Source organism: Sphingobacterium psychroaquaticum, from assembly GCF_900177625.1.
GTDB lineage: Bacteria > Bacteroidota > Bacteroidia > Sphingobacteriales > Sphingobacteriaceae > Sphingobacterium > Sphingobacterium psychroaquaticum.
Window position 1 is genome coordinate 180,494 of sequence record NZ_FXAU01000002.1, and the last position, 18,074, is coordinate 198,567.

At 42.3% G+C, this 18,074-nt stretch carries 14 protein-coding genes; 8 read left to right on the forward strand and 6 right to left on the reverse strand.

Annotated elements, in window-relative coordinates; genetic code table 11:
• Positions 1-4: 4 nt before the first annotated feature.
• From B9Y69_RS06220 to B9Y69_RS06245, 6 genes are all read right to left on the reverse strand, one after another.
• Complete coding sequence (locus tag B9Y69_RS06220) at positions 5-1,387, reverse strand: MBL fold metallo-hydrolase (RefSeq protein ID WP_085472162.1); 1,383 nt, start codon at positions 1,385-1,387, stop codon at positions 5-7.
• Positions 1,388-1,448: 61 nt separating this feature from the next.
• On the reverse strand, positions 1,449-2,234 hold the full coding sequence (locus B9Y69_RS06225) for a sulfite exporter TauE/SafE family protein (protein ID WP_085472163.1): 786 nt from the start codon (positions 2,232-2,234) through the stop codon (positions 1,449-1,451).
• 74 nt (positions 2,235-2,308) lie between these two features.
• The gene (locus B9Y69_RS06230) at positions 2,309-2,722 is read right to left on the reverse strand and encodes a DUF6691 family protein (RefSeq protein WP_085472164.1); all 414 of its coding nucleotides are present in this window, start codon (positions 2,720-2,722) and stop codon (positions 2,309-2,311) included.
• A gap of 4 nt (positions 2,723-2,726) precedes the next feature.
• Positions 2,727-3,275 carry a YeeE/YedE family protein gene (locus B9Y69_RS06235; RefSeq protein WP_085472165.1) on the reverse strand — a complete coding sequence of 183 codons (549 nt, stop codon included), beginning with the start codon at positions 3,273-3,275 and terminating at the stop codon, positions 2,727-2,729.
• 116 nt (positions 3,276-3,391) lie between these two features.
• A complete protein-coding gene (locus B9Y69_RS06240; RefSeq protein WP_085472166.1) occupies positions 3,392-4,021 on the reverse strand; it encodes a response regulator in 630 nt (209 codons plus the stop codon).
• Positions 4,014-6,002, reverse strand: coding sequence for a tetratricopeptide repeat-containing sensor histidine kinase (locus B9Y69_RS06245; RefSeq protein ID WP_085472495.1), 1,989 nt, complete (start codon positions 6,000-6,002; stop codon positions 4,014-4,016). The genes B9Y69_RS06240 and B9Y69_RS06245 overlap by 8 nt, the downstream gene beginning before the upstream one ends.
• Positions 6,003-6,174: 172 nt before the next feature.
• On the opposite strand from B9Y69_RS06245, the gene B9Y69_RS06250 reads away from it, so the two are divergent.
• From B9Y69_RS06250 to B9Y69_RS06285, 8 genes are all read left to right on the forward strand, one after another.
• A complete protein-coding gene (locus B9Y69_RS06250) occupies positions 6,175-6,630 on the forward strand; it encodes a hypothetical protein (RefSeq protein ID WP_085472167.1) in 456 nt (151 codons plus the stop codon).
• Positions 6,631-7,097: 467 nt separating this feature from the next.
• Positions 7,098-7,985: an alkaline phosphatase family protein gene (locus B9Y69_RS06255; RefSeq protein ID WP_085472168.1), complete on the forward strand. Its 888-nt coding sequence runs from the start codon at positions 7,098-7,100 to the stop codon at positions 7,983-7,985.
• Positions 7,986-8,105: 120 nt separating this feature from the next.
• Entirely contained in the window at positions 8,106-9,497 is a 1,392-nt protein-coding gene (locus tag B9Y69_RS06260; protein WP_234991117.1) for a DUF5690 family protein, read from the forward strand.
• Between the two features lie 2 nt (positions 9,498-9,499).
• Positions 9,500-10,654 (forward strand): TIGR03364 family FAD-dependent oxidoreductase, encoded by a 1,155-nt coding sequence (locus B9Y69_RS06265; protein WP_085472170.1) that lies wholly within the window; start codon positions 9,500-9,502, stop codon positions 10,652-10,654.
• 186 nt (positions 10,655-10,840) lie between these two features.
• The gene (locus B9Y69_RS06270) at positions 10,841-11,386 is read left to right on the forward strand and encodes an RNA polymerase sigma factor (protein ID WP_085472496.1); all 546 of its coding nucleotides are present in this window, start codon (positions 10,841-10,843) and stop codon (positions 11,384-11,386) included.
• A gap of 68 nt (positions 11,387-11,454) precedes the next feature.
• Positions 11,455-12,570: a FecR family protein gene (locus tag B9Y69_RS06275; protein WP_085472171.1), complete on the forward strand. Its 1,116-nt coding sequence runs from the start codon at positions 11,455-11,457 to the stop codon at positions 12,568-12,570.
• Between the two features lie 166 nt (positions 12,571-12,736).
• Entirely contained in the window at positions 12,737-16,180 is a 3,444-nt protein-coding gene (locus B9Y69_RS06280; RefSeq protein WP_085472172.1) for a TonB-dependent receptor, read from the forward strand.
• Positions 16,181-16,191: 11 nt separating this feature from the next.
• Positions 16,192-18,009, forward strand: coding sequence for a RagB/SusD family nutrient uptake outer membrane protein (locus tag B9Y69_RS06285; protein WP_085472173.1), 1,818 nt, complete (start codon positions 16,192-16,194; stop codon positions 18,007-18,009).
• Positions 18,010-18,074 lie beyond the last annotated feature (65 nt).

The window sequence follows — 18,074 nt, forward strand, 5'->3', positions numbered from 1 at the left end:
CTCCCTAGACGGTAACAGTTGGTTTCCCTTGCGCTTTCCAGTCTAAGAAACTACCTGCGTAATTAAGAAGATGCTCAAAGCCTTGTTTCTCCAAATAAGAATAAGCAATCGTTGCACGGTCTCCCGATTGACACTGAATAATAAGGTGCTTATTCCGTAAATCACTTAAATCAGTCTTTGGCAAGTAACCGATAAAACGATGAACAGCTCCCGGAATATGTGACGCTTGATACTCACTAAGCGAGCGAATATCTAAAAGCATATATCCTTCCTTATCCTTTAATTCTTCAACCGCCTGGGCATCCACTACATGGGTCTTTACCAAATCAACGCCTGAGAGATCCGTCACATACCCTTCGATATTATCCATACCAATACGCATTAACTTACGTGTTATCTCTTCTTTCTCTTCTTCCGTAGCAATGATCACCAGCCGTTGATCGTAAGTCAACATCCAGCCCGCCCAATTCGCAAGGGCATTATTATGCTGAATATTAATTGAGCCTTTTATATGGCCATCAGCGAACTTCGTTTTATGACGGGCATCAACTAATGTTAATCCACCAGCACGCAAAACATCGGCAATCGCTATTGTAGGGTGATCAGGAACTTCAACTAATAAAGGGCGATCTACCTTATTCAATCTCTTCATCATCCCAAAATAAGTCGGCGCTTCGGGCTGATCACGCAATAAATAATCTTTAAAACCTTCGTAGTCATCTCCAAATTGGAATGCCCAATTTCGGATTTTCTCGTACCCAACGGTACTACTTGGCACAGCTCCAAGAGCTTTCCCACAGGCCGAACCGGCACCATGGCCGGGCCATACCTGCACATAATCAGGCAGTGCAACAAACTTCTTCAGCGACTCGAACATCTGTTGAGCACCGATTTCTTTTGTCCCCATAATTCCAGCAGCTTCCTCCAAAAGATCAGGTCTACCAATATCTCCGACGAACACAAAATCACCCGTAAAGATCATCACCGGTTCGTCTGAAGCGGGATGGTCGCGCAGCAGGAAACTGATACTCTCGGGCGTATGCCCTGGAGTATGCATCACTTCTAGACTCAAATTACCAACCCGCAAACGGTCCCCATCACGCAGCCCTTCATGTGCAAACTCGTACTGCCAATTTTCACCGCCCTCGTCCGAGAGGTACATCTGTGCACCGGTTACCTCGGCTAGTTCCCGAGTGCCGGACAGAAAATCGGCATGGATATGCGTTTCGGCAACATGGGTAATACGCATATTATTGCGCTTTGCTATTTCCAAATAGGTATCAATATCCCTTTTTGCATCAATCACAATAGCTACATTTTTTGCTTGGCAACCGATAAAATAACTTCCTTGCGCCAATGTCTTATCGTATACTTGTTGAAAGAACATATTGTATTTTTTTTAATTAAACATCAAATTCATAAAACCACGGATTCTCTTTTCTACACCCCTACACAAGAACGACCTCACGAAGAATAATATAAATCCCCATTACTAATATCAAATAACCAAACATCCGTTTCAAATGCTGTCCTTTAATCCGGTGCGAAAGGGCGAATCCTATAAATATACCAATAACAGCGCAGGTAGTATACCCTAAAATTAATGGCCAGTCGAAATCCACAAATTTCTCCGCATCTCCTATCACACCAAAGAGGGAATTGATCGTGATGATCACTAAAGAAGTCGATACCGCTCTTTTTATTGGCATGCCATAAAAATTAACCAATGCCGGAATGATCAAAAAACCGCCCCCAGCTCCAACTGTACCTGTAACAAGCCCCACCAATAACCCTTGAGAGATAACTTGCCACAAAGGAATACGTGCGGAGGCATCAAGGTGCGACTCCTGCTCCTTGATCATCGTCCAAGAAGAAGCTAACATCACAATGGCAAACAAAACCATCAACAACACACCTTGTTCCACCTCGATCCCAGCAATCACAATAACATCCGGCACCAACGGTAAAAGAAATAACCGTGTAACAAAAACCATCAACAATGAAGGAATTCCGAAGGTTACGATTTTATTCAGATCAACTTCCTTTGCCATAACGCCGCGAACCGAACCGACGAACGAGGTGATACCAATTGCAAAAAGAGAATATGTCGTTGCCATAATCGGGTCTACTCCCATCACATACACCAGTATTGGCACCGTTAAAATTGTACCGCCACTTCCGACCAACCCTAAGGTCGCTCCCACTACAATTGCCAATAAAAAACCAATTAACATACAGTCAATTTAAAGAGTAAACTCATCGCTGAGAAGGTTATTAAACGATTCACCAAAATTAAGATTTCGCCCAATTAATGCGGCAACTTATCTTTTAGCATCCCATACAGGTAAGTCCCCGCCAAAGCAAAAATGGCGACAACTAGCATCGGGAAGACACCTGCACCAATAAGCACGAACACCGGCCCAGGACATGCACCAACCAAGGCCCAGCCCATCCCGAAGAAAATCCCGCCGATAAGATACCGCGGAATAGTCTTGCTTTTCGGCTTAATCGTAATCACCTGTCCGTCTATATCTTTCGCACCGCTACGCTTCATCCATTGGATACCGATGACACCAATCAACAACGCCGTGGCAATAAAGCCATACATGTGTATAGATTGAAAATTAAACATCTCGTAAATACGAAACCATGAAGCAGCTTCGGCTTTATACATCGCCATCCCGAACAGTACGCCTAAAAGTATATATATCAATCGTTTCATTATACTAGAATATTAAGGGAAAGAATAAGTGAACCATCAACAGACCACCAATAAAAAAACCAATCACAGCCACTAAAGAAGGCCACTGTAGCTCACTCAGTCCAGTAATAGCGTGGCCAGAGGTACATCCGCCGGCATAGCGCGTACCAAAACCTATCAATAACCCGCCGATCGCCCACAAAAGTATATTATGCCAACTCCACGAGCCAAACAACTCCGTGGGTGCATAAGCCTCCCCCGCACTCATAAACCCTTGTTCATGAAGCTGTGCGATCGTCGTCTCTGCCAATTGTGGGGCCGTCCCGTTCGACAAAAACTGAACCGAAACAAAACCACCAATTACAGCGCCCAAGAGAAAAAGAAGATTCCATTGTTGTGCACGCCAGTCAAAGCGAAAAAAATCACAGGATTTACCAGCACCCAAGGCCGCACACATCGTCCTGAAATTAGACGAAAATCCAAAAGTTTTACCCAGCCATATCAATGCGATCATCACAAATGCGACAAGCGCCCCTCCCACATACCAAGGCCACGGATTCATTAACCATTCCATAGTCATATAATTTTTCTGTACACTACAAAGATGCTGTATTAAATAACAACTTTCTGTTACTTATGTTACACAACGACAAAAAGTAGGTCAAAAAATAAGCCCTATCACAGTAACTTCTAGAGAAGATTAAGTTCCATCGCTGTTTTCACAAGCTCTATCATGTTTTTGGCCTGAAACTTCTGCAAGAGATTACGACGATGTGTCTCCACCGTAATAACCGAAATAAACAGCATAGCAGCAATATCTGCCGAAGTATTCCCTGCTGCAATAGCTTTTAAAATTTCCTGTTCCCGCTTGGTTAGTCGCGGAACACCAGAAACAAGGGTCGGTTGTGTCAGTAATATTTCCTGCACCTCCTTGCTCAAACTAAGTTCACCAGATAAACTTTGATCCACACAACGAACAATCTCCTGCGCGTCAGCATTTTTTAATATATAACCATTTCCACCGTTCTGAAGAAACTGAAATATAATACTCCGCTCCACCTGATTGCTAATACCGATAACAATAGTTTCCGGTGACATTTTCTTTACTTTCTTACAATAATCCAGTCCACTACCATCACCTAAAACAATATCTAACAAAACAACATCCACATGTTTCTCCTCCAGGAAGTGTAATAAATCACCTCCTTTAGTAAAGGTAAAAGTGTGTATATGCGCATTTTCGCTCCACAAGGACTTTAACCCCTCCAGTATCATGGGATGATCATCAACAATAGCAAGGTTTACTGGTTGTTCAGACATTACATTCTACAGTTACCGTCGTACCAGCATTTCTTTTGGAAGAAACAACTAAACGCCCATTAATAAGTCGTGCTCGGTTTTTCATATTTCTGATTCCCAACCCATAATTTACTGCATCCTCATCAAACCCTATACCATTATCCTCGATCGTAAGCGATAAATCCTGATTATGTTGACTGACCTGTACAATTACATGATTTGCCTGTGCATATTTAATCACATTGCTCAAGCTTTCCTGCGCAATTCGATAAAATGCAAGTTGCGTTTGGAACGGAATATCATCTTGCACATCGTACGCTTCAAACTGTATATGGAGCGCCTTGTTGGTCATCAATTCCGCAAGCTCCCTGAGCGCCATGGTCAAGCCTAGATTTCGTAAGGTCTCGGGCATAAGATTCCGAGAGATACGTCGCATTTCGGCGATCGTCAAATCCAGTTTCTCTATTATTTTCTTAGGATCCTGCACCGCACTAGACCGGTCCAGATCGCGAGAGATAGCCATTCGGATACTGGCCAACATCCCGCCCATACTATCATGCAGGTCCTGTGCTAATCGCTGTCTTTCCTGTTCCTCTCCCTGCAACACCGCTTCCACAGCTTCCAATTTTCGATCATGTGCAATTTGCGTCAATTGTTGCTCATGATTAATCTGAATTTGCCTATTTAATTTTTTCTGATTACGGTAATAGAAATAGATCAACACCGAAATTATAACCAATAAAAGTACCGCGATCGCAAGAATACTGATACGTAAATTTTTATTTTTTGCCGCCAACGCAGCGCCGGCCTTTTCCAATTCTAAAGCATCAATCTTACTCTGCTTCTCCACCGACTGATGTTGCACCTCCAGTTCATTCATCTTTTCCACCAAGTTCACTTGTTGCAAGCTGTCACTTAGCGCTGCCGACTTAGTGAGCCATTGGTAAGCTTCCGGAAATTTTCCCATCGCCTCATTTACCTTCGCCAATTGTGTATACACAATCTTACGATTCACAGACTCCCGAATCAGTACCTTTTCCTGCAAAAGATCTTCCAACACACTTTTAGCCTTCGGATAATTTTGTTGCATTAAATAGATATTATAAATCCGAAACTTAAGGATTTGTAAAAGTTGTGCCTGATTTTTTGTCCGGGCGATATTGACACCCTTATCGAGAGCTGCTAAAGCTTTCGGAAAATCCTGTATCGTCGTGTAATACATCCCTTCCTGATAATAGAAATTACTATACTGCGATGAGGTAGGAAAAGCACGAATCAAGGCCTCCGCTTTATCCAAATAGATTTTTGCATGTTTACTATCCGGTTTATAACAATAATTACTAACTAAATTGCAATACGTAATAAAATGTACCGTTCCTTCCGTGGAAAGCTTAGCCAAAGTAGCCAAGGCATCATCATGCTGCTCTTGTGCCTTATCAAATTGACCGACAGACATAAAGGTCAGTCCCAGCTGCGTATAGTAATACGCTAACATCTCCTCGTCAACACCTTCCTTTACAAGCGGAATACAATGTTTCGTCAACATCTCGACCAAAATATCATACCCTTTGCTTGCTGTTTGCAGATACCCAATTTGATACCAACTCGCAGCCAACATCCTCTTACTATGCGCATCAGTTTTCTTTTTCAATAATTCGACGCTTTTTTCAAAACATACAATAGCCGCTCGCTTCGTTCCGTACGTAGCTTCGTAAAGACCTTGGTAATACATGAAATCTGCAGAAAAACCAGCATACGACTTCTTCAACGATTGCGCCTTCGTTAACGCGTCTTTAGCTTGCGTACTATCCTTCGTGACCCAATATCCAGCCAGTAGAAGGTAATTTGCCGCACGTATACTATCAGGCTCCTCCGCATCAATCTTATCGTGAAGCGTGCGCAAATAGCCCGACTCATCTAATGGGAATAGTTGTTGTGCTTTGCCGGATGATAAAGAAGTAAGAATAAAGGTGAAAACCAAGTAAAAATATGTACGCATCATGACGGCTTTGTATAGGTATGTAAAACCTGCAAATATCAAAAAAAATACCGTAACAACTTTTAAGAAATCCAAAAACCATGGTAAACCATTAGAAAAAAATCATGGTTTACGTTGATTGTCTCCACTGAATAATCTATGGAAATTTGCTCCGGTACTGAAAACAATAGAATCCATGAAAAAAATAAATGTAAAACTTTCGATGTTAGCAATCTGTGCATTAATTGGCACAGCAACTATTACAACATCTTGTAGCAGCGATGACGATAACAATGTCGAATTACAAACAGGGAATCTCGATGCCATGGTAGGAAGCTTCAAAGGTAAGATCACAGCTTATCAAACATTACCAGGAACAACTGAACGGGAATTTTTTGATGCGACAATCGTCGTTACAAAAGTAGGAGGTGATAAAATCAAAGTAACCGCCAAAGCCGGTGAAATCTATTCATCCATTACCGAAAAAACAATTGCGGCCATGTTACTCCCAGGCAGCAAAAATATTGCAAGTGCGACAGGTGATACTAACGGAACTTTCGTCTTCAATGGCGAAACAAAATCACTTAACTTAATCACGAACAAACAAGCCGCAGCTGATATCACATTCACATTCGAAGGAAATAAACAATAAATAGAACCATCGATCGGTAAAAATTTATAAAAAGCGTTGCTTTCCGCAAAGGATATAGCAACGTTTTTTTATTCCCCTACCTACGAAGCCCCTCCTACGCCAGATAAATACCACGCAAACGTTTGGCTAATATTTCCTACATCCCTGCAAACAAGTCCACCCCTAATACCCCCCTTTTATCGTATAATAGTAGCAACAACTTGTTTAGTTTAGCGAACATCCGTTTTATACAAAAAATCGTCAAACGATACGTACCATAGCCATTACCCCATAATTATCCCCAAATTCCTCCCCAGTCAAATAGCATTAAACCCACTCCAAAAAACAACAGATATACTTATGCTAAACAAAAAGCAATTATTACTAAACTAATTTTTCACTACTTTTTGCCATTCAAAAGTAGTTACTCTATTTATTAGATTTGCCCCTGAACCAACGTATCAATTACGAAAATAAATTCTAAAAATATGAGAAAGCTAATCTTTTCAGCGCTTATTTTAATTGGATTTTATATGTCCACATCTGCGCAAAGCAAAAAAATCAAACACGTTGTATTAGTAGGTTTCGATGGTTTTGGTGCCTATGCAATCCCGAAAGCCGAAATGCCAGAGTTACGAAAAATGATGGAACAAGGCAGCTACAATCTACATGTACGCACGGTCCTCCCCTCCTCCAGCGCTGTAAACTGGGCATCGATGCTTATGGGGGCAAGTCCTACCATGCATGGATATACTGAATGGGGAAGCCAAACACCTGAAATACCATCGCTAACCACAACAAAGAATGGTATGTTTCCATCCATTTTCAACGCAATTGCAGACAAATATCCTAAAGCTAAAACAGCCGTAGTCCACAGCTGGCCTGGCATTGGCTATTTAATAGACAAAAAAGTGGTGCAACACGTGTATAACATGCAAGATAACGAAGAGAACACTTTAAAAAAGGCCATTGAAATTATTAAGCAAGATAAACCGATGTTAACCTTCATTCACTTCGATCAACCTGATGGTGTCGGACATGGAGCAGGCCATGACACACCCGCATACTACGCGGAGCTTAAAAATGTGGATAAACGCATTGGAGATCTACGCAAGGCTGTAAAAGAAGCGGGCATGGAGCAAGAAACAATTTTTATCGTTACAGCGGATCATGGTGGTATTGAAAAAGGACATGGTGGCAAAACAATAGCAGAAGTAGAAGTACCCTTCATCGCAATCGGCCCTGGAGTACCAGCAGGAAACCAAGTGACACAACCCATGGTTATCTATGATATCGCAGCAACAATAACATGGTTATTGGGTGCCGATCAGCAAGAGGCCTGGCGCGGAAAAGCAATCAAGTCTTTTCAGAAATAATACACGTTTTCACTCATTTTGCGGCAAATTTATTATTTTTAATAAAACTACACTTAATGAGTAAAAGTTTATAAATACTTAACACAAAGTTGGCGTACAGTTAATCCTTCAACAATACTTTTGATAACAGATAAAAACATTTCTGTTCAAGAGTTTGATATGGATTTCACACAACGGTTAAAACAACGCCTTCTTAAAATGGATGAAAAGCAAGTAGCTATACTACTGGCTATCACTGCTTTTTTATGTTACACGAGTATGTATGCCTTTCGAAAATCTTTCACAGCCTCAACATACAGTAACGAATCCATCTTCGGAATCGACTACAAAGTATGTTTAATTATTTGCCAGATGCTCGGTTATTTGTGCGCTAAGTTTTATGGTATCAAATTTATTGCTGAAAGTAAAAATCAGAATAAAGGACGATACCTGGCCATTCTTATCACTATTTCATGGATAGGTTTATTAGGCTTTGCCGTTTTACCAAATCCGTGGAACGCACTCCTACTACTTGTGAATGGATTCCCATTAGGAATGGTCTGGGGCTTAGTGTTTAGCTATTTAGAAGGTCGACGTTATACCGAGATCATGGGAGCGGTGATGTCAGTAAGTTTAATTTTTGCATCGGGTTTCATTAAAACAGTAGGACGATGGATGATTGCATCAACGCATGTAAACGAATACTGGATGCCATTCCTCACGGGCTTGATTTTCTTTCTTCCTTTCATGGCTTGTGTGTGGGTCTTAGAAAACAGCCCACCCCCGACAGCCCGCGATAAGGCCATGCGCACCGAACGCGTAGCCATGAACGGCACCATGCGAAAACAATTCTTTAAAACATTTATGCCAGGAATAGTAATGACCATAGTTATCTACACCATGCTTACCATGTTACGTGATGTACGCGATAATTTTGAAGTCGAAATATGGCATAAAGTTACCCATGGTGAACATTGGATTTTTGCACAAGTAGATACATTCATTGCCCTCACCGTCCTATGGGTCATCGGCAGTTTGATTCGGGTAAAAGACAACTTAAAAGCGTTCAAGATGATACATGGGTTAATTATCTGCGGGTTTCTCCTTGCCGGAGTTTCAACCTATCTCTTTTCGATAGAACGTATCGGTGGACTCTCCTGGATGGTACTCGTTGGTCTGGGGCTCTACTTAGCTTACATACCATACAATGCGATTTTCTTCGAAAGAATGATTGCGACCTATGGTATAAAAAGCAACATCGGCTTTGTTATGTATTTGGCCGATTCGTTCGGCTACTTAGGTAGCTTCCTCATCTTACTAAACAAGGAGCTCTTGCCAAACACTGTAGTATGGAGCAACTATTTCACCAAGCTTGTCTATATCGCTTCGATTGTTGGTAGTGTTTTAGCGCTTTTATCATGGGTTTATTTTGTCCGTAAAAAAGCCGCACTGCACAAACAAAATATAACAACAGAAAGTCCATCATGGTGCCCGGCGCAAGAGGTACAAAACAAATTAAACACAACAGTATAGATATGAACACGAATACATACGATTTGATTATTATTGGAGGTGGGATTTTAGGAACATTCCATGCTTACCACGCCCTAAAAAGAGGATACAAAGTATTACAGGTAGAAAAAGACAACTTTCCGGTAGGATCAACCGTTCGAAATTTCGGTCAGGTTGTACCATCCGGCATGGCAGGGAAATGGTTTGACTATGGCGTACGAGGCTTAGAAATATACGCAGATATTCAGCAAAAGATGGATATCTCCATACGTCAAAATGGTAGTATTTATATCGCATCAGATAAGGATGAAACCCAAATTCTACACGAACTTGCAGCACACTACAACACAAAAGGTTATAAGCAAGAACTTTGGTCGAAAACACAGGTTTTAGCAAAATACCCTAGCCTGCAAAGCGATTACGTGAAAGAGGCCTTATTCTTTCCACAAGAGCTCAGTGTAGAACCCGAGTTTATGATCCAGCGCTTGCATCAATATCTCACAACAACCTTCCCACAATACACCTTAAAGTATAACACAACCGTTATTGGGTGCGAAGAAAAGGGAGATACCGTTATCATTACAGATAGTAATCTGAACACCTACACCGGTATGAAAGTCGTGATATGTAATGGCTATGAGTTTAAACTTTTGTACCGATCACTCTTCAACGACAGTGGTCTCGAAATCAGCAAACTACAGATGATGCGCACCAAACCGCTACCCCATCTGGAATTACCAGGAAACATCCTGACAGGCTTAACAATTCGCCGATATGAAAGCTTTGAAGAAAACTGCCCAACCTACCATACAGCGTCTCTTCCAGAACATTACGAAGAGCTCAAAGCACTAGGCATCCATATTCTCTTCAAACAAGCGCCCGATGGCAGCATCATTATTGGGGACTCTCATGAATATGCGGCTGGTAATCGCTTGGATGATCTCGGGTTTTCAATCTCTGCACATATCAATACCATAATGATCAAAGAAGCACAACGTATTGTTCCCATCGCCGAAAGTGATATGGCTTCCTCCTGGGCAGGATTTTACGCACAACACGAAGATCATATATTAGAAGTTGATGTCACCGATAAAATACACGTACGAACGGGTATTGGCGGCAAAGGCATGACAGCGAGTGCTGGTTATGCAGAAAACAGTATACAATCGTTGTGCTAAACAACGCTAACATAACGTAGACGTTGTTACGATGAATTACGAATAACGTCTACTTTAACCATATAGCACCGAAACGCAATCGTTTGTGTGAAAATATTTTAGGATTTTCAATGTTTTTAATACTAACTTAATATCACAATTATAAATTTGAAGCAATCCTAGAGAAAACATTCTTAGAGTTCAGTGATGACGAATTTAAACGATGTACAATTATTAGCATTGGTAAAGGAGGACAATAGACAGGCGTTTTCCATAGTGGTAGATCGCTACTCGGCTATTCTCTATCGTTTTGTGCGCAAAAGAATAACAAGTAATGAGGATGCCCAGGACATTATCCAAGAGGTATTCGCCTCCCTTTGGAATCGTCGTTTACACATTGAAATCACAGAAAGCCTATACCCCTATCTCTTCAAGGCCGCTAAATACGAAACCATCGATCATCTCATAAAACAGCAAAAAGAAATTACACGCTTATCAACCCTTTTTGCTCCCCCACATAACGCCACACTATGTGCAGATAATCTAGAAGATACCTTATTAGCGAAAGAACTCGCCCAACTAATAGATTATGAGGTCGATAAAATGCCTCAAACGATGAAAAGTGCCTTTACTATGAGTCGTAAAGATGCTAAATCGATAAAGGAAATCGCCAGAGAGCTGGCTCTCTCCGAACAAACCGTGAAAAATAACATCACCTTAGCGGTTAGCCGATTGCGCCTAAAATTCAAATAAATTATAGGCCTCAAAAAAAATATTTTTTTTTCGGTACCTCCCCCTGCTTTCGTCGGTTATAGATAGGTATGAAAGATCAGGAGCAATCAAATCAAGCAAGAGAATTACTACAGAAGTATCTGGATGGCACGGCTACAGAAGAAGAGTCTGCGCAGGTTTTGCGTTGGTTTTATTCATTCGAGAATACCCCACTTGATACCCATACAGAATTAGATGAGTTCGCATTAAATAAAAAAATGAATGCACAACTCCAGGAACGGCTTTTTACCGGTGAAACTATTTCTCTACGCAAAAAACGTTGGAAAAAACCGTTACTTGTTGCAGCCACCCTACTATGCTGTTCCGCCATAGCCTTATCGATCTTTATATATCGCCAGTACCAAGAACAAGAGCATCATACCACACTCGCACGTATGATCGATGCGACTTCACCAGCCTATACCAATGATATTATGCCGGGTGGTCACTATGCGAAATTAACATATGCTGACGGAAAAGAGCACATTTCTCGAGACTCCACTTTTGTGGAGCATCACCCCAAGGGCGGAAATACAAGTCAACAACAGGTTCTCGTCGAAGTTCCCAAGGCAGGTACATTTCAACTTTTATTAGAAGATGGCACCAAAGTTTGGCTAAATGCGTCAACGCACCTTTCCTACCCGGATAAATTTGCGAACAATAATAGAACCATTCAGCTGGATGGAGAGGCATATTTTGAAGTAGCTAAAGATCCAAAGAGACCTTTCCGCATTCAATCGAATGGTACCATCATAGAAGTGCTCGGAACCAGCTTCAATGTACAAGCTTATAATGAAAAAGTATCCGCAGCATTGGTTGAAGGCAGTGTCAAAATTAAGAAAGGAAATCACGAGAACCTTTTAATTCCGGGGCAACAAGCAGAAGTAAACGGAGAAGAAATCTTGATAACGGAGATTGATGTAGCCAAAAGCACCGCTTGGCAACGTGGTGAGTTTTATTTTGATGGGACAAATTTTGATGAAATTATCCAGCAGGTTGGACGTTGGTATGACGTCGAATTCGAGAACAACACTTCATTGCAGACCGCTTCCTCTTTTAAAGGGACAATTAATCGGAAAGCACCCCTATCCAGCGTGCTAGACATTCTAAAAATAGCCACCGGCAAATCTTTTACCATTCACGGTAGAAAAGTACGTATTACCTAAAACTAATTATTAACTGTAAAAAAGAAAAGATATGAAATAAAGACAGACGTTACCGCGAGAGTCTACTAACAGAAAAGGGGATGTTGACGCATCCCCGTTAGTTCAAAGGCTCATCTTACAACTGATCAATAATTGAAACAATTACACCCTTAAACAATTCAAAGGTATGAATTTTTTTTCTCCATTTTTTAGGCAGGAGAAAGATAAGCCATCGGCCTATCCACCTGTCTATAGAATCCTATGCATCATGAAGTTTACGCTCTTATTGCTGCTCGGTTTTACCGTAGGCGCCCATGCTTCAGGAACTGCACAAACGGTTAATCTGAACATGAAAAATGCAAAATTGGAAAATGTGCTAGAGGAGATTGCTAGACAAACAAAACTCCGATTTTTTTACGACCAAAAAATAGTAAAGCACCTCCGTCCTATCAATGTCTCCCTGAACAACAACCCTGTGGGACAGGCACTAGACAAAGCTTTAAAAGGACAGAACCTCGTATTCCAAATTTTGGATGGCACGATTGTGATTTCCGAAAGAAAGCGTACCGATATGGAGGTCAGTGGAACTGTGCGTGACTCTGCAAATACACTATCCGGTGTTACTGTGCACGTGGAAGGTCAGGCCGGTTTATCTACTAAAACAGATGCGAACGGCCGCTATACACTTCGTGTACCTGAAAATGCAGTTCTGATATTCCGTTACATGGGGTATCGTATAGAACGTATTCCCGTAAATCAACAACGGATCATCAATGTTACCCTCCATGCCGAGGAATCTAAATTGGATGAGGTCGTAGTCGTGGGTTACGGTACCCAGAAAAGAATTAATCTCTCTGGAGCGGTAGATCAAATCGACCAACGTTTTCTAGAAAGCCGTCCCATCACCAATGTCGGAACAGGACTTCAAGGCGCTATGGCCAACTTAAACATAACACCGACAAGCGGACAAGCGACCAATGCGCCAGGCATCAACGTGCGTGGTTTTACGTCACTTTCCGGAGGTGGTCCGCTGATCGTTATCGATGGTGTTCCTGCTACCAATGAAGAGTTGAACCGTATGAACCCAATGGATATTTCGAGCGTAACGGTCTTGAAGGATGCCGCCTCGGCAGCCATATACGGGAGTAGAGCCGCTTTTGGTGTCGTGTTGGTAACAACGAAAAAAGGAACGACAGAAGAGGTCAGCATTGCCGCTAATTCCTTAGTAGCACTAAAGACGATTACCCGCACTGTGGATATAGTAGACGACCCCTACACCGTAATGAATTACCGTAATATCATGTCCGCACCGTGGTACAACCTATACGATGAGAAAATGCTGGCATACGGAAAACAATTGAGTGAAGACCCAAGTTTACCGCGCGTAATTGTAGACCCACAAAACCCGAATAAATATATCTACCTCGGTTCTACCGATTGGTTTGGAGAGGTCTACAAAAAAATTCAACCCGCTTATACCAATAACATCAGCTTCGGACAAAAGACGGATCGTGCTTCGTACTACGTTTCGGGAGAATACTACCGCCAGAACGGGATGTTGAAAATAAGTCCGGACACCTACGATCGTTTTAATTTTAGAATCAAAGGGGATTATAAACTGACAAACTGGTTTACCCTAACCACCAATACATCGTATACCAACGATAAATACGATCAACCGACTGCTATTGATCAGGGTTATTTATACTGGCACAATGTGAACAGACAAGCGAGTCTTAACATGATCTACAATCCGGATGGTAGCTATACGCAGGAAGGTGCCGCCATGTTTGGTGCGGTTGCTGAAGGCGGACGAAGCATCAAAAGAATCGGTGATCTGCAGTTGAACTTTGGTGGAAAAATTGACCTCTTAAAAGATGTATGGACCTTAAATGCCGATGCGACATTCCGTCGTACGGGAGCAAACGTATACCGTTTTGATTTTCCCCTCGAATATAGTACAGGACCTGGCGTAACCAACAAACAGACCTTTAATTCCTTCGCAACCAATCGCAGTGAACAAACGCGCTACAATGTGTACAACATCTATTCGCAATTCCAAAAAACGATCAACGACCATTACTTCTCGGTCATGGCTGGTTTCAACCAAGAGGAACGCATCTACGAAAGTTTCAACGCTTCGCGGGATATGTTAATATCAAATTCACTTCCAACCATTCAGCTTGGCACGGGGGAAACACCAACTGTCGGCGCTTACAACTATGACTGGGCCGTACGTGGTGCTTTTGCGCGTTTGAATTATATATACAAGGATAAATATATCATTGAATCCAACCTCCGATACGATGGAACCTCTCGCTTTCCAAAAGAAGATCGCTTTGCCTTCAATCCATCGGTTTCTGGAGCTTGGGTAGTATCCAATGAAAACTTTTTTACGCCCCTAAAACCAATTTTCAGCAATGCGAAACTTCGTGCTTCCTACGGGTCTTTAGCAAATCAGGACTTACGCGAGAACTATTATCCATATATTGCTACGATGCCTAAGGGTACCGGTATGGTTCTAGACGGTAAACGTCCGCCAATCGTTACTAGTCCGGGCTTAGTTTCCTCCTCATTGACATGGGAAACGATTACCTCAACGAACTTTGGTACTGATCTAGGCTTCTTTGCAAACAAGCTTACCGTCAGTGGAGATATATACTGGCGCTACACCAAAGATATGTTAACCGCCGGCAAGACTTTGCCGATAACACTTGGAACCTCCGTTCCGGTCGAAAATGGAGCCGATTTGAAAACCCGCGGTTGGGAGCTTACCTTAGGTTATAACGACGAGTTTCAAGTAGCTGCAAAACCATTGCAGTTCTCCGCACGATTTAACCTGTCCGATAGCCGCGCCTTTATTGAGAAATTCGATAATCCGAAAAACAACTTGAGCAACTATTACGTAGGTCAAGAAATAGGCCAAATATGGGGGCTGACCACCTTGGGCTTTTTCCAAACGGCAGACGAGATAAAAAACCATGCCGACCAAACCGCCATTACATCCTATCCAGGGACACGCGGATTAGAACCCGGCGACCTTAAATTTGCAGACCTCAATGGCGATGGTAAAGTGAATGCTGGCGATTGGACGCTGGAAAACCCAGGGGACTACAAAGTAATTGGTAATACTGCACAGCGCTATAACTTTGGTTTAGACTTAAGTTCTGCTTGGAACGGGTTCGATTTGCGCGTTTTCTTGCAAGGAGTAGGCCGTCGGAACTATTACCCAGGTGGTGGCGACCATTATTTCTGGGGAATTTATGCGCAACCGTGGGCGAGCTTAACCCAATTTAATATGGATCACTGGACACCGGATAACCCGAACGCATACCTCCCTAGACCGAAGTCTTATGTAGCCGAAGAGAGTGGTGTTGAGCTAGCCGCACCGCAAACCAAATACCTACAGAACGCGGGGTATTTGCGTGTGAAAAATATTACACTGGGATACAGCCTACCAAAAAGTTTAACCAACAGATGGGGAATGGATCGTATCCGTGTATTTGTAAGCGGTGAAAACCTTATGGAGTTCACCAGTTTAATGAAATATCTTGATCCAGAGATTGTGGGCGACCGAACAGCCTATCCGTTCCAACGTACCTACTCTATGGGATTCAATTTTAACTTTTAACCGTCCGTATTATGACTACATATTTAAAAGTCGTTATCCAAAAAATTGCCATCATAGCATTTCTGGGTTTAGCCATGGGCTGTAACGACGATTTCATGAATCGAGTACCCAGTACTTCTATTTCTTCCGAGAATTTCTTTAATACCACGTCGGACCTAAAAACATACACCGACGGATTCTATGGGATGTTATCCTCCCCTATTTTTGATAACGGTTCCGACAATATCGCACACCACAACTCCGGCAGCACGATCGACCAGATGATGCGTGGTGGTATCACCCCACAAAATGCAGCTGTCTGGAGCTGGACGACATTACGTAACATCAACTTTTTCCTTGAAAATGCGCGTCGCGTTACCGGAGGTCCGACCGAAATTGATCACTATATCGGTGTGGCTCGCTTCTTTAGGGCTCGCTTCTACATAGATAAGTTGAGGCAGTACAACGATGTTCCATGGTACAGTAATTCATTAAAAACGGCCGATACTGAGCTCCTACATAAGAAACAAGACCCACGCACATTGGTGGTAGATTCGATTATGGCTGATCTAGAATATGCGGTAAAAACAGTCAAAACAACCGGTCACAAATCTACGATCACAAAATGGGCCGCTCTCGCACAATTGGCACAATTTACACTCTATGAAGGGACCTACCGCAAATATCATACGTATCTTGGACTCGAAAGTACGGCCAATAAATTTCTTGAAAGGGCAGTAAGCGCTTCCGAAGAGATCATGAAAAGTGGTGGCTTTTCCATCAGCAAAACCGGAGGCGTAAACCGAGCTTATCGGGAGCTCTTTATCAGCGAAAATCTACAAGCAAACACGGAGTCCATTCTCTTTATCGACTACGATAAAAACCTGAATGCACGAAGAAACACACACACTGTTTTAGATTATGAGTGGGCACTAAGCCAGTCTCTCATGGAAAACTACCTGATGCTTGATGGCTCTCGATTTACAGAACAACCAAACTACAAAAACAAAAATATTGACCAGGTTTTTGAAAACAGAGATCCTCGTTTGGCACAAACCTTTATGAAACCAGGCTTTAAAGCTGTAAATGCGGAAAATCCGCACCGCTTAAAGCCAACCTTAGGCGGATACAACCAGATTAAATTCTATCCCGAAGTGAGTGAAATGATCAGCTGGGAAGCATCCTTTACCGATGCTTTTGTTTTCCGCTATGCAGAAATACTTCTCATTTTCGCAGAAGCAAAAGCTGAACTAGGCATATTGACAGACCAAGCAGACCTCGATCGCTCCATCAACCTGCTACGCGACCGCGTAGGCATGCCTAAGATGGTGCTAGCAACAATACAAGGAAATGTAGATCCCGCACTCAGTACATATTACACCAACGTAAAGGGAGGCAACCTGGGAACAATTCTCGAAATACGACGAGAACGACGCGTTGAATTAGCCTGTGAAGGTAACCGTCAACTCGATATCTTCCGTTGGGAGTTAGGCGAAAGACTCGCAGACCAACAACAAGGCATGTATGTCAAAGAACTTGGACCAATGGATGTCACCGGAGATGGAAAAGTAGATATCGCCATTCTTGCCTCTCCGACAGAACTAGGCCCCATCGCAAGTTTACCAGAAGACGTGAAGAAGGACCTCACACTGTATTACTTAAAAGATAAAAATGGCACCAATGCTAACTTTTATCTCGAGAACGGCACATCAGGTCATATCATGTTTACAGTGGCTCGTGACAACAAGAAAACATTTGTTAAACCGAGACACTACTACTACCCAATTGCACACAGCCAAATGGTGTTAAATGGTAGCAACCTAGTACAAACCCTAGGTTGGGATAAATAAAAAACAAACCTAGAATAAGGTTGCCTATTCGATAAGGAAATTGTTACAGTTTGGACATTAAAAAC

Bases quoted from the DNA above. Each gene is read 5' to 3' on its own strand.
- B9Y69_RS06270 (WP_085472496.1), top strand. From the start codon at position 10,841: ATGACGAATTTAAACGATGTACAATTATTAGCATTGGTAAAGGAGGAC.
- B9Y69_RS06265 (WP_085472170.1), top strand. From the start codon at position 9,500: ATGAACACGAATACATACGATTTGATTATTATTGGAGGTGGGATTTTA.
- B9Y69_RS06240 (WP_085472166.1), bottom strand. From the start codon at position 4,021: ATGTCTGAACAACCAGTAAACCTTGCTATTGTTGATGATCATCCCATG.
- B9Y69_RS06280 (WP_085472172.1), top strand. From the start codon at position 12,737: ATGAATTTTTTTTCTCCATTTTTTAGGCAGGAGAAAGATAAGCCATCG.
- B9Y69_RS06220 (WP_085472162.1), bottom strand. From the start codon at position 1,387: ATGTTCTTTCAACAAGTATACGATAAGACATTGGCGCAAGGAAGTTAT.
- B9Y69_RS06245 (WP_085472495.1), bottom strand. From the start codon at position 6,002: ATGATGCGTACATATTTTTACTTGGTTTTCACCTTTATTCTTACTTCT.
- B9Y69_RS06285 (WP_085472173.1), top strand. From the start codon at position 16,192: ATGACTACATATTTAAAAGTCGTTATCCAAAAAATTGCCATCATAGCA.
- B9Y69_RS06255 (WP_085472168.1), top strand. From the start codon at position 7,098: ATGAGAAAGCTAATCTTTTCAGCGCTTATTTTAATTGGATTTTATATG.
- B9Y69_RS06275 (WP_085472171.1), top strand. From the start codon at position 11,455: ATGAAAGATCAGGAGCAATCAAATCAAGCAAGAGAATTACTACAGAAG.
- B9Y69_RS06235 (WP_085472165.1), bottom strand. From the start codon at position 3,275: ATGGAATGGTTAATGAATCCGTGGCCTTGGTATGTGGGAGGGGCGCTT.
- B9Y69_RS06250 (WP_085472167.1), top strand. From the start codon at position 6,175: ATGAAAAAAATAAATGTAAAACTTTCGATGTTAGCAATCTGTGCATTA.
- B9Y69_RS06230 (WP_085472164.1), bottom strand. From the start codon at position 2,722: ATGAAACGATTGATATATATACTTTTAGGCGTACTGTTCGGGATGGCG.
- B9Y69_RS06225 (WP_085472163.1), bottom strand. From the start codon at position 2,234: ATGTTAATTGGTTTTTTATTGGCAATTGTAGTGGGAGCGACCTTAGGG.